The organism is Enterococcus sp. 22-H-5-01 (genome assembly GCF_050310005.1).
In the GTDB taxonomy this organism is placed as follows: domain Bacteria; phylum Bacillota; class Bacilli; order Lactobacillales; family Enterococcaceae; genus Enterococcus_A; species Enterococcus_A hailinensis.
This window is the reverse complement of record NZ_CP189993.1, coordinates 420,055-432,715: the sequence shown is the minus strand read 5'-3', so window position 1 is coordinate 432,715 and position 12,661 is coordinate 420,055. Positions and strand designations below refer to the sequence as shown.

General features: G+C 37.9%; 12 protein-coding genes and 1 pseudogene. All 13 read right to left on the bottom strand.

The genetic code is table 11. The features are described 5' to 3' along the window. Nucleotides 1–44: 44 nt before the first annotated feature. The 13 genes and pseudogenes from hslV to ACQKTA_RS02140 all read right to left on the bottom strand — a co-directional run bounded on the left by hslV (nt 45) and on the right by ACQKTA_RS02140 (nt 12,647). Nucleotides 45–590 carry an ATP-dependent protease subunit HslV gene (gene hslV / locus ACQKTA_RS02200; protein WP_332581291.1) on the bottom strand — a complete coding sequence of 182 codons (546 nt, stop codon included), beginning with the start codon at nt 588–590 and terminating at the stop codon, nt 45–47. A 40-nt stretch (nt 591–630) separates the two neighbouring features. Continuing rightward, nucleotides 631–1,530, bottom strand: a complete 900-nt coding sequence (xerC, locus tag ACQKTA_RS02195; RefSeq protein ID WP_427814020.1) for a tyrosine recombinase XerC — start codon at nt 1,528–1,530, stop codon at nt 631–633. Nucleotides 1,531–1,726: 196 nt separating this feature from the next. Next, nucleotides 1,727–3,025, bottom strand: a complete 1,299-nt coding sequence (trmFO, locus tag ACQKTA_RS02190) for an FADH(2)-oxidizing methylenetetrahydrofolate--tRNA-(uracil(54)-C(5))-methyltransferase TrmFO (protein WP_427814018.1) — start codon at nt 3,023–3,025, stop codon at nt 1,727–1,729. A 21-nt stretch (nt 3,026–3,046) separates the two neighbouring features. Further along, the gene (gene topA / locus ACQKTA_RS02185) at nt 3,047–5,125 is read right to left on the bottom strand and encodes a type I DNA topoisomerase (RefSeq protein WP_427814016.1); all 2,079 of its coding nucleotides are present in this window, start codon (nt 5,123–5,125) and stop codon (nt 3,047–3,049) included. Between the two features lie 94 nt (nt 5,126–5,219). Next, a pseudogene (gene dprA, locus ACQKTA_RS02180) lies at nt 5,220–6,080 on the bottom strand (DNA-processing protein DprA). Between the two features lie 57 nt (nt 6,081–6,137). Beyond that, nucleotides 6,138–6,902 carry a ribonuclease HII gene (locus ACQKTA_RS02175; protein WP_427814015.1) on the bottom strand — a complete coding sequence of 255 codons (765 nt, stop codon included), beginning with the start codon at nt 6,900–6,902 and terminating at the stop codon, nt 6,138–6,140. Further along, a complete protein-coding gene (gene ylqF, locus ACQKTA_RS02170) occupies nt 6,902–7,753 on the bottom strand; it encodes a ribosome biogenesis GTPase YlqF (RefSeq protein ID WP_427814014.1) in 852 nt (283 codons plus the stop codon). The genes ACQKTA_RS02175 and ylqF overlap by 1 nt, the downstream gene beginning before the upstream one ends. Before the next feature lie 163 nt (nt 7,754–7,916). After that, a complete protein-coding gene (gene lepB, locus ACQKTA_RS02165) occupies nt 7,917–8,465 on the bottom strand; it encodes a signal peptidase I (protein WP_427814013.1) in 549 nt (182 codons plus the stop codon). A 45-nt stretch (nt 8,466–8,510) separates the two neighbouring features. Beyond that, nucleotides 8,511–9,929: a S41 family peptidase gene (locus tag ACQKTA_RS02160; RefSeq protein ID WP_427814012.1), complete on the bottom strand. Its 1,419-nt coding sequence runs from the start codon at nt 9,927–9,929 to the stop codon at nt 8,511–8,513. An 83-nt stretch (nt 9,930–10,012) separates the two neighbouring features. Then, nucleotides 10,013–10,234: a YozE family protein gene (locus ACQKTA_RS02155; protein ID WP_332581300.1), complete on the bottom strand. Its 222-nt coding sequence runs from the start codon at nt 10,232–10,234 to the stop codon at nt 10,013–10,015. Between the two features lie 31 nt (nt 10,235–10,265). Further along, entirely contained in the window at nt 10,266–10,871 is a 606-nt protein-coding gene (locus ACQKTA_RS02150; protein WP_407856055.1) for a YpmS family protein, read from the bottom strand. After that, entirely contained in the window at nt 10,871–11,752 is an 882-nt protein-coding gene (locus tag ACQKTA_RS02145; RefSeq protein ID WP_427814011.1) for an SGNH/GDSL hydrolase family protein, read from the bottom strand. Before ACQKTA_RS02145 ends, ACQKTA_RS02150 begins: the two co-directional genes overlap by 1 nt. Before the next feature lie 55 nt (nt 11,753–11,807). Further along, nucleotides 11,808–12,647 carry a DegV family protein gene (locus ACQKTA_RS02140; RefSeq protein ID WP_427814010.1) on the bottom strand — a complete coding sequence of 280 codons (840 nt, stop codon included), beginning with the start codon at nt 12,645–12,647 and terminating at the stop codon, nt 11,808–11,810. Nucleotides 12,648–12,661: the final 14 nt, after the last annotated feature.

The window sequence follows — 12,661 nt, the reverse complement described above, 5'->3', positions numbered from 1 at the left end:
ATTCTCCTTAATCTGCTAGATTCAGTTTTTAAAACTATTCGTTTTTATACTTCTTCTACGATAATATTATGATTTGTGAATACACAGATATCCGCAGCGATGTTCAAAGCACTTTCTGCGATTTCTTTAGCACTCATGTCCATGTTATGCTTTTTCATTGCACGTGCAGCAGCTAATGCATAGTTACCACCAGAACCAATCGCTAAAATGCCATCATCAGGAGCAATTACTTCACCATTTCCTGAAACCAATAGCATTTCTTCACTATTCATCACGATCAATAGCGCTTCTAAATTTTTCATCGCTTGTTGTGTCCGCCATTCTTGCGCTAACTCAACAGCTGCGCGTTGCAGATTACCATTGTATTCATTTAATTTACCTTCAAATTTTTCTTCCAGCGTAAAAGCATCAGCCACACTACCGGCAAAACCGACTACTACTTGACCATTATAGATGCGGCGAACTTTTCGAGCCGTACCTTTCATGATGATTTGTTCTCCCATAGTTACTTGACCGTCACCAGCCATTGCTAATTTTCCATCTTTTTCGATCGCACAGATCGTAGTGGAATGAAATTGTGATTCAGACATTGTATTCTCTCCTTACGCTTTTTAATAGTTGAAATTTTAATTACGCTCGTGGATGAAAAGAACGATAACTTTTTTGTAAGCTTTCTTTAGTGACATGCGTATAAATTTGAGTCGTTGACAAATTCGCATGTCCTAATAACTCTTGGACAGTTCTTAAATCTGCTCCATTGTTCAATAAATGGGTAGCAAATGTATGACGCAGCATATGCGGATGAATATCGCTGCTTAAACTACTTTTTTTAATAATTTGATTTAAGACATATTCGATACCCGTAGCAGTAATCTGATCTCCGTGGTGATTGATAAATAAATAATCATGCTCTTTTCCATAACGAGCCATCAATTGTTGGCGTCCTGTTTGCTGGTATTCTTGGATCGCATCAGCAGCATAAGAACCTAGCGGAACATAACGATCTTTATTCCCTTTTCCGTGAATCAGCATGACACTGTTATCAAAATCGATTACAGATAATGTCAGATTGGCACATTCGCTTACACGAAGCCCTGAACCGTATAATACTTCTAAGAGCGCGCGATTTCGTTGGTCCAACGGCTGATCTCCGTCAACGCTTTCAAACAATACTTGGATTTCTTTCTCATAAAAAAAGCGTGGCAGACGAGCTTGTTTCTTCTTTAGATGGACATAGGAAAAAGGATTTTCTTCTAATTGTCCATGTTTCAGAAGGTACTGATAAAAAGAGCGCAAGCTAGCAATTTTACGGCTAATCGTATTGCGACTATATTTCTTATCATTCAAAAAGGCTAAATAAACCCGAACATCCAAATGATCCACCGCTAATAAAGAATCCTCACCAGATTCTTTTAAAAATTGAGTAAAGTCGTTCAAGTCACGTTGATAGGCATCTTTGGTCTTTTCTGAATAACCTCTTTCGGTTATTAAATAACTAATGAATTCATTTGTTGCCTGTTCATTATCCAAATATTATTCACCTCTCCAACCTAAAATAAATGTAGCATAAGAACTTTTTAATTACAATTGAATTGTCAGAATTTATTGACTTTTCACGAATATACTAACAATTCCTTACAATTTTTTCATAATTAATCCATAACTAAAAAATTATTAAATATTTTTCTCGAATAAAAAAATCACTGCCTCAGCAGTGATTTTATTTTTATAAGTTCATTTCACTTAGCGCATTCAATGCACGTTCAGCTAATGTTTCATAACGCAATTTTTTATCTTTGATTCGTTCAGGTAATGCTGGGAAGAGACCAAAGTTTGCATTCATCGGTTGGAAATGTTTGCCTTCTGCGTGTGTGATGTAATAAGCCATTGAGCCGATTGCTGTTTCTCGAGGAAACTCTAGCAGTTCTTCGCCTTTAGCTAAGCGTGCAGCATTTAATCCTGCAACGAGTCCGCTGCCTGCACTTTCAACATACCCTTCGACACCCGTCATCTGACCAGCAAAGAATAGATCATCGCGTTTTTTACTTTGATAAGTTGGACGTAATAATTCTGGTGAATTCATGAAACTGTTCCGATGCATGACACCATAACGAAGAAATTCCGCATTTTCCAACCCTGGAATCAATTGGAAAACTCGTTTTTGTTCGCCCCATTTTAAATGTGTTTGAAAACCAACGATATTGTACATTGAAGCAGCGGCGTTATCTTGACGTAATTGAATCACTGCGTAAGGACGTTTGCCAGTTTTAGGATCTTCTAATCCAACAGGTTTCATCGGACCAAACAGCATGGTTTTGACGCCACGTTTTGCCATAACTTCGATTGGCATACAACCTTCAAAGAATTTTTCTTTTTCAAATTCTTTTTGTGGAGCTACTTCAGCTTCAATCAATGCATTGTAAAAGCGCATAAATTCTGCTTCTGTCATTGGACAGTTTAAGTAAGCCGCTTCACCTTTATCATAACGTGATTTCAAATAAACTTTATCACGATCGATCGTTGAACCATCCAAAATCGGAGCTGCTGCATCATAAAAATAAAAGCCGTGAGAACCATTGTATTCTGCGATATCCGCAGCTAATGATTCAGAAGTCAACGGACCAGTCGAAATGATCGTGATCCCTTCTGGAATTTCAGTGATTTCTTCTGAGATCACCGTCACTAACGGATGCTCCTTGACTCTTTTAGTGATCAATTCAGAAAAATTATCACGATCAACTGCTAATGCACCGCCAGCAGGCACTGCTGTTTCATCAGCTGATGTAATCACAACCGAATTTAGACGACGCATTTCTTCTTTTAAGACACCAACCGCATTCGTCAAACCATTACCACGGAGTGAATTACTGCAGACAAGCTCTGCAAAATTTGCTGTGTGGTGTGCTGGTGTAGATTTAACTGGACGCATTTCATATAAATTCACGGGTACTCCTGCCTCGGCTAGCTGCCATGCAGCTTCACTTCCGGCTAGACCGGCCCCAATAACATTAACTGTTTTAACCATCTCTTCCTCGCTTACAAATAATTATTTTTGAACTACTTCTTCATAGTCGCCATTGATACAGACAACTTGTTTTCCGCCTTTGACTTTTTTCTCGACTAGATAGCCATCGCATTTCGGACAGCTACGGCCGACTGGTTTATCCCATGAAGTAAAGTCGCAATCTGGATAACGTGAACAACCATAGAATAAACGATTTTTCTTAGATTTGCGTTCCACAACTTGCCCTTTATGACAGACCGGACATTCGACACCGATTTCTTTGATGATCGGTTTTGTATTGCGGCACTCAGGGAAATTACTACAAGCGTAGAATTTTCCGTAACGTCCCAGCTTGATGACCATCGGATGACCGCAAACGTCACAGTCAAAGCCAGCTGGTTCATCTTTGATTTGAATCTTTTCAATGCCTTCTTCGGCTTTTTCTAATTCAACGGCGAAAGGTTTATAGAAGCGATCGACAACTTTTGTCCATTCCTCTTTACCGTCTTCGACTTTATCTAAATCATTTTCCATTTCCGCTGTAAAATTGACATCGACAATTTGCGGGAAGAAATCAACGATCAATGTATTAACGATTTCACCAAGTTCAGTTGGTTCAAAACGACGCTGGGTTAGCTTCACATAGTAACGACGTTGGATCGTGTCTAATGTCGGGGCATAGGTTGAAGGGCGTCCTACGCCATTTTCTTCTAACGTTTTGATCAACGTAGCTTCACTGAAGCGTGCTGGCGGTTGAGTAAAATGTTGTTTTGGTTCGATATCCACTGATTTAACAACATCGCCTTTTTCTAAATCTGGTAAGACATTTTCTTTATCTTCTTTGCCGTCATCTCTACCTTCAATGTAGACTTGCATAAATCCTTTGAATTTAATTTTAGATCCATTAGCAATAAAGATTACGCCATTTTGTTCTAGCGTTACTTTCATTGTATCTAAAATTGCCGCTGTCATTTGGCTTGCAACAAAACGTGACCAAATCAATGTATAAAGCTTCAATTGATCTTTATCTAAATATTTTTTCATTTCATCGGGTGTACGTTGGACACTGGTAGGACGAATCGCTTCATGAGCATCTTGAGAGCCCTGAGGATTTTTAGTTTTTCTGGCTTGATGCTGTGAGAATTCTTTGCCGTAAGTATTTTCGATAAATTCAGCTGCGTCTGCTTTTGCTGTATCTGAGATCCGAGTCGAATCGGTACGCATATAAGTGATCAAACCAACTGTTCCTTGTTTACCTAGAGCAATTCCTTCATACAATTGTTGAGCGATCATCATCGTCTTACGCGTACGGAAATTTAATTTACGTGCAGATTCTTGTTGCATATTACTTGTTGTAAATGGCAATGCTGGATTGCGCTTACGTTCTTTTTTCTCAACTTTGGTTACTTCGTAATCCTTGCCATCGATTCTTGAAGTTACTTCTTTTACAGCTTCAGCGTTTGGTAATTTTTTCTTCTTACCATCGACACCCCAAAAATTAGCCTTAAATTTCTTCGTTTTCTTTTTAAAGTTTCCATCGATGCTCCAGTATTCTTCTGGAATGAAATCACGGATTTCTTGTTCACGATCGATGATCATCTTCAATGCGATTGATTGTACCCGACCAGCACTCAAGCCTTTTTTAACTTTTTTCCAAAGAATAGGCGAAATCGAGTAGCCCACTAGACGATCCAATGCGCGACGTGCTTGTTGCGCATCTACACGGGAAACATCGATCGTTCTTGGTTCTTTAAATGCCGCTTTAACAGCATCTTTAGTAATTTCGTTGAATACTACTCGATTCTTATCATTTAAATCTAATCCTAATAAGTAAGCAAGGTGCCAAGCAATGGCTTCCCCTTCTCTATCCGGGTCACTTGCAAGATATACTTTTTGGGCTTTTTTTGCTGCTTGTTTTAAACTTTTAATCACGTCACCTTTACCACGAATGGAAATATAGTGAGGTTCATAATTGTTTTCAACATCGATCCCCATTTTACTTTTAGGTAAATCGCGGACGTGTCCAACACTTGCCACGACTTTATAATTTCTTCCTAAATATTTTTCAATCGTTTTAGCTTTCGCCGGTGATTCCACAATAACTAGGTATTTATAGGCCAAATGCTTTGCCTCCTCAATTTTTACTTCTATTATATATTGATAACTACTGACAAATCGTAGCCTATAATACGCTATTCAAATTTTGTTTGTCAAGTCAGGGCTTATCGAATTTATTCATTAAATCATAACAATCAAAAATATCTTGTGCTTTTTCAACGCAAACGGCACCATCTTGAATCAGCTGATGACAGCCGCTCGAGCGCCCATCTAAAATGGATCCAGGAACAACAAAAACTTCTTTTCCGTAATCTAATGCTTGTTGAGCGGTAATCAATGATCCACTGCGTTTTTTAGCTTCCACCACTAACACACCGCTGCTTAATCCGGCGATGATCCGATTGCGCATCGGAAAATGAAATTTGGCTGGCGTAGTTCCGTTGGGGTATTCACTTACTACAAGATGATGCCTACTCATCTCGATTTGTAAATTACCGCTTTCTTTAGGATAACAAATATTTAAACCGGTTCCAACTATTCCGACAGTTTTTCCTTGATTACTGATGGCAAATTAATGGGCAAAACTATCGATTCCTTTTGCTAAGCCGCTAACAATTACAAAGTCCCGTTTGATCAACTCTGGGATCAATGCCTGTAAAACTAAATACCCATATCGCGAAGCGTCACGGGCGCCAACGACTGCTAACATTTTTCTTTCCAAAAAAGCTAAATCACCTTTATAAAATAATACCAGTGGCGGTGTCGGAACATGCTTCAATTGTTCTGGATACACCGAATCTTCAATCGTTATATACTGATGCATTCGTTTTATTTCGTTTAAACGTTCCTCGTCCCATTCATTCCAATCGTTCTTGCGCGTCGTCTGAGAAAGCAGACGAATTTCTAAGCTATCAAATTGCCAATGCTGATGACGCTTCGCAAATTGGTAAATACGTTGTTTTCCGACGGCTCCGATACCTTTTGTCATACTCAAACGCAAAAGAAAATTATTTTTCAAAAAAATCCCTCTTTTCAGTTCTTTATCAAAAAGATACATAAAAAGAAGGACCTTCATTTATTTATTTTTAATCGGGGCAAAGGTCTTGCGATGAATCGGCAAAATTCCTTGTTCATCAATAGCTTTCAAATGTTCTTTGGTTCCATAGCCAGCATTATTGGCAAAACCGTAGGCTGGATAATCTTCCCCATATTTAGTCATCCATTCATCTCGATAGACCTTGGCAATAATACTTGCCGCAGCAATCGAAACCGAACGAGCATCGCCTTTGATGATTTTTTCTTGCGGCAAACCATTATCAAGTACCATTGCATCAATCAATAAACAATCTGGTTTGATCGTCAATTGGTCGATCGCCCGTTGCATCGCAACTTTTGTTGCTTGATAAATATTCAATTGATCGATCTCTTCAGCTGTTGCCTCACCGATACCAATCGCACGAGCATTTTTTTTGATTTCTTCAACCAATTCTTCACGTTTACGAGCTGAAAGTTGTTTTGAATCATTCAGTCCTAAAATAGCATGCTCTTCATTCAAAATCACAGCTGCTGCAACGACAGGACCAGCCAAAGGTCCACGTCCCACTTCGTCGATTCCACAGATTGCCTGAAATCCTTGAGCTTTTTTTTCTGCCTCAAAAACAGACATATCGATATATTTTTGTTCTAAAGCTATTTGCTTATCTTGTTTTTTTTGCCATTGAACCAATGCTTGTTGAACACCTTTACGAGAATCCGCACGAAATTCAACTAGTTTAGGATCTTCGGCATCAATGATTTCGCTCAATTGTTCTTTGATCGCTTTGATGGATAATTTTTCCATTACTCGCTCAGCTCCTCAAAACGATCTAATGTGTAACGGCCTAATCTTCCTTGACGTAATTCAAGAATCAACATTTCACTTGCACGTTCGTAATCGTCTTTGAATCCCCGTTTAGATGCAATCAAAAGCAACAACTCTGGCAATTCTAAAGTTAAATCATCATCCGTTAATTTATAGCGTTCTTTTAATTGTTCTGGATAAAAACGCGTGAAGACTTCCAATTCATATAGAGCTAAATCATCTAAATGTAATAGATCATCTTTGATTGCTCCTGTAAGTGCCAAACGTTGGCCAACTTCTGGGTCTTCAAATTTTGGCCATAAGATCCCTGGTGTATCTAATAATTCAAGCTGCGTACCAAAACGTAACCATTGTTGCCCTTTAGTTACACCCGGACGATTTCCTGTACTCGCTATTTTTTTACCAGCTAAATGATTCAATAAAGTTGATTTTCCGACATTTGGAATACCCAATACCATCGCTCTGATTGCTCGTGGTTTGATTCCTTTTTCTTGGTCTCGATCAATTTTTTCTGCTAAAACTTTCTTACTAGCAGGAACAATTTGTTTGACGCTCTTATCATCTTTCGCAGTTAAAGCAAGCACATGATGGCCGGCTTCTTTAAAATAATTGACCCATAAATTGGTTTGATTCGGATCAGCAAGATCTGATTTATTTAATAAGATTAAACGTGGTTTTTGTTGCACGATTTGATCTAACATCGGATTACGTGATGATAAAGGCAGACGTGCATCGATTAATTCAAACACAATATCGACAAATTTTAATTTTTCTGATACTTCTCTTCTTGCTTTAGCCATATGGCCTGGAAACCATTGAATTGTTGGCATTATCTGTTTCCTCCTTGATTTTTTTATTATTTCAATCTATATCATAGCCACAGAAATTATTTTCCGTTTCTGATTGTATCACAAGTCGCCTCACTTTAATAATAAGGATTAAAAATAAAAAGACCGCGCTACTAATAGCCACGATCTTCAATAACACGTTTGACTATGATATCCACTTAATATGGCTCAATGGATAATACACAGCTCGAGCTTTTCCCAAAATATCCGCGCTATCGACCGTTCCAAATGAACGGCTATCTTTTGAAATTCGTCGATTGTCGCCTAATACAAAATATTCATCAGCTGGAAGTTTTATTTTGCCAATAAGGTCCTCTAACTTGAAATCAGTTGTATAAGGCGAGACTTGATGGTCTTGCTGGCGATTATTTGTTAGAAAAGGTTCCGCAATTTTTTTATTATTTACATATAATTGATCATGCTCATAGCGCACTTCATCACTTGGTAAAGCAATTACACGTTTAATATAGATCGTTCCATCGGGTTGCTGGAAGACGATTACATCAAAGCGTTTGATTTTACTAAATTTTTCCATCAGCACCATATCACCTTGGGCTAATGTCTGATCCATCGAATTACCAGTCACCGGAACTGGTATTAGTAGAAATCCTCGAATGATCACTCCTACAAAAAGAGCGATCAATAAATATTTCACTCCTAACCATAAATGACCTTTTGTAAGTAGATTTTTCAAATACTACACCCCTTGCAATCATAAGCATCAAAATAGTATCAACACTTATTTTTGTAACGTTTCTATGGCCTTGGCATAGGCTACATCATTAGCTTTGACTAAATTAAATACTTTTGCCTGAAGCGCATCAATCGTCTTAGCATCTAATGCGCCAGTCTCAGGTAAATTGTTTTCTGTTTGGATTCCAATCACAGCGTCGCGGGTCGCCTCATTGAATGAATCTCCCTCAGTCGGATAACCTAGCGCGTTAAGCATCGTATTAACATTTTTTATAGCATCGCCAGAGTCACCGATTCGCCAATTCGATTGTTTCGAAATCGGTGGCAGTTTAGCATACGCTGGATAATCTGCTTCGATCGTTGGTGTTACTCCTTTGCCTTCCACAGAAGAACCGTCCGGCGTATACCATTTCATGATCGTTAATTGGACATAGTTATTTTTCCCAATTGGACTGATCGTTTGGACGCTGCCTTTGCCAAACGTTGTCAAACCAATCAAAGAATAATTTTTATTTTTTACTGCTGCTGCTAGTAATTCGGCACCATAAGAACTTTCTTGGTCGATCAAAAAAACACTCGGCTCTTTGACTTTGAAACCTTGATCGATTTTTTTGCTTGCTTTATCGACAGAGATGACTTGTTTATTATTGGAAAATTGGGCAATGGTATCGCCATTTTCCAAAAAATAGCTAGCTACACGTTCTGCCTCAGCCAATAATCCACCAGAATTTTGTCGCAGATCAATCACAAAAGAAGTCGCACCTTCTTTGCGTAATTCCTCAACAATCGTTCGAAATTCTAAAGCAGTTGTATCTCTAAAATTCGCAATTTGGATTGAACCAACTGTTGGATGGTCCTTATCGATCGTGCCAGTAACCGTATCTTCAGAAACAACATCTCGTTCGATAACGACATCAAATTTTTCCTCACCACGTTGAAGCGATAAAGTCACTTGAGTACCTTTTTTTCCGCGGATCATACTAGTAACTGTATCGACGGACAAATCTTTGGTCGATTTTCCATTGACTTTTAGGATGATATCTCCCATTTTCAGCTTTGCTTTTTCGGCAGGAGAATTTTTTTCTGGTACCCGATTGAGCACAGGCAAACGATTTTGGATATCAAAATCGATCCCAATTCCTTCAAAACTCCCTGCGACTTGCGATTGACGCTCTTTTGTTTCTTTTGCAGTCAAAAATTCTGAGTCTGCATCTCCGAGCGCTTCAGTCATCCCTTTTAATGCCCCTTGAATCAGAGTCTCTTTATCTACTTTATCAACATAATTCGTACTAATCAAATCATAAAGGTCTTGAACATCATCTAAGTCATTCCGTGTGATTTTTACGACCGATTCATTTTTTAAAATTTGTTTTTGTTCTATAAAATGAGTCACAACTGCGGTAACGATCACTGTACATACAAGAACAATAATAACGATTGGGAGTGGTAACGTTTTTTTCTGCAAGGCGCATTATCCTTTCACCTTTTTTTTCATCATAGCATGCTAGAAAAAAAAGGAAAAGTCTTCCTGAACTTTTCCTTTTTAAATTATTTGTTGTTTTCTAAATATTTTTCCCAAAGCTGATCAAACAGATCCATTGAATCCAAATAATCGACATTCATTTCTAAATAATCTGCTACTTCATGATATTCTTCTGATTGCTTTGGAAACATGATGTCTTTAGAAACTTCGCCGGCAAAGGCTTCAACAGGATCCTGCAAGTTGTGCCCACGTTGTGTCAGGATATAATGATAAAAACTTCTTCTCATAGTAATTTCACTCCAATGATTTGCTGATCAATTATTCATCGGCTTTCTTGTCTTTTGGCAGATACAAACTAAATTGAATATCATCATTTACAAGGTCAATATGATTTGCTTTGATAAACATTCCATTATTCAATTTGAATTCATTTAATTTCAAAGTGATTGTTTGTTCTTTCGAATCTACTTCTACCCATTTAGGAAAATCATAGCTTCGCTTGATAGTCGCCATGACTTGGCTAACTGGCAAACTCAATGTTCCAATCGATAGATCACGCGCTTTTAATTGAACATTGCCATTATCCATAACATACGGATCAAAGTAAAGATAAAAGTCTATCGGTGCACCTAAAAGCTTGAATTCCCCTTTTAGCATCGCTTGATTTTCTAAGTAAAATTCATATTTTACATCAGAACCTTTTTGAAGATCATTCAAAAAATAAGCCATAACCGTATTCAATTTTTTCTTATTGGTATTCATTGTTAAGACTGGTGAACCTGCTGGCACAGTGGTTTCACTACTTGGTGGAAGGTTTGTTTCACGCGTTGAAAAAACTCGAACGGTTGTAAAAATGATTCCGCCCAATAAAATACCTACCAATACAAGAAAAGCAATTTTCCAGCCATTGATTCTTTTTTTCATTACTTCTTCTCCTTCAATAACCATAAGTCTTTTGTATCCATGATTTTATCTTGAATTGCATTCGCCATCAATTGGTATCCTAAATTATTGGGATGGAAATTGTCTTCATCGTACAGAACATTATTCTTTGTTTCTGTAGTCGAACTAGTGCTTGTACTACTTGCGGTTGTACTTTCGCTAGCGCTCGTTTCAGTTTGAATCCCTTTATATAATAAATCATTGACGGGTACAAAATAGCAGTGTGTCGCATCTGCTGTTAAACTTTTGGTTTTTTTGTTCCAATTATCTACCACAGTTTGCATGGCTGTGATATCAGGGAAATTCATATAATACGGATTATAGATTCCAACTACGTATATTGGGGCATCTGGATTCAACTCACGCATTTGGGCTAAGATATCCTCGACATATTTACCGTATTTTTTGATAGAAGAATCAAATTGTTTCGCATTTTTTGCATTTAAATGCTTTTGAAATGCTTGAAACAAATCATTCCCGCCGACAGTCATCGTGATGATGTCTGCGCTAGCTAAACTATTTCGTAAATCTTTATCGTTTTTTACCCGCTTTAAGATTTGATCACTTCGTTCACCGGAAACACCATAATTATCTTTTTCCACTGAATTCAATTCATATTTTTGTTGTAATGCGTTTTCGACTAGTGGTACATAACCCCCACTTTTTGTTTCATCACCGACGCCTTCGGTTAAAGAATCACCGACTGCAACAAAATGAATCGTTTTTTTATAATTTTGATTGCCATCCTGACTGACTTTCAAACGAGAATCTGCTTTAGGAATCGTTAAAAATAATACTAGCAATGTTACAACAACAGCGGCTAGTAAAATAAATAGCGTCGAAAAGCGTTTCAATCGATCCATTTACCTATCCAACTCCTTTTTAAAAAACTGCCTCTATTCCTAGAGACAGTTTCAACTAATCTGTATAATACATGATTGCGAAAGCACCCGGCCCTGTATGAGTCGCAACGATGGGATTCGTGTGCAAGACAGGTATATGCATCTCAGGGAACATTTCTTGCAGCGCTTGTTTTGCTTCATCGATAAATTCTAACTTACCAGCATATGAGATACCGATTTGTTTGACGTTGACTTTTGTAAGCTCTTCTTTAAAAGTCGCGAACCACTTACTGAATGTTTTCTTTCCACGTCCCTTATTGACAGGTAATAGCTCCCCATTTTCAAGTTCCATGATTACACGCATATTCAATACGCTTGAGATCACTCCAGTTACACGGCTGATCCGTCCACCTTTAACTAAATTATCTAATGAAGAAATCCCGATAAATAATTTACTGTGATTTTTTACTTCTTCGATTTTTTCCAAAACTTCATCGACACTTGCACCTTTTTCAGCTAATTTTGCGGCTTCGATCACTTGAAATGCTTGTGATTGGTCAATAAATCCACAATCGATCACAGTGACTTCACTGCTGCTTAAAAAAGTTGCTTGACGCGCGGCTTCAGCCGTTCCGCTCAGTGTATGCGACATATGGATAGAGACGATTGAACTACCATCTTTTCCTAATTCATCATACAACTCAGCAAAATAACCAATTGGCGGCTGGCTAGTTTTAGGGAGATTTTTAGCATTCGCCATCATCTCCATAAATTTCTCTCCGGTTAAATCATCATCATCCGGATAGACGACATCATCGATCATTACTGATAATGGAATGACAGTTATATTTAATTCATCTCTAACCGACTTTTCAATCGTACAAGACGAGTCGGTAACAATTTTTACATTTGGCATGCTGATCCTTCTTT

Coding starts and splice junctions, on each gene's coding strand:
- ACQKTA_RS02145 (WP_427814011.1), bottom strand. CDS start 11,752: ATGGATCGATTGAAACGCTTTTCGACGCTATTTATTTTACTAGCCGCT.
- ylqF (WP_427814014.1), bottom strand. CDS start 7,753: ATGCCAACAATTCAATGGTTTCCAGGCCATATGGCTAAAGCAAGAAGA.
- ACQKTA_RS02175 (WP_427814015.1), bottom strand. CDS start 6,902: ATGGAAAAATTATCCATCAAAGCGATCAAAGAACAATTGAGCGAAATC.
- ACQKTA_RS02150 (WP_407856055.1), bottom strand. CDS start 10,871: ATGAAAAAAAGAATCAATGGCTGGAAAATTGCTTTTCTTGTATTGGTA.
- trmFO (WP_427814018.1), bottom strand. CDS start 3,025: ATGGTTAAAACAGTTAATGTTATTGGGGCCGGTCTAGCCGGAAGTGAA.
- ACQKTA_RS02140 (WP_427814010.1), bottom strand. CDS start 12,647: ATGCCAAATGTAAAAATTGTTACCGACTCGTCTTGTACGATTGAAAAG.
- ACQKTA_RS02155 (WP_332581300.1), bottom strand. CDS start 10,234: ATGAGAAGAAGTTTTTATCATTATATCCTGACACAACGTGGGCACAAC.
- hslV (WP_332581291.1), bottom strand. CDS start 590: ATGTCTGAATCACAATTTCATTCCACTACGATCTGTGCGATCGAAAAA.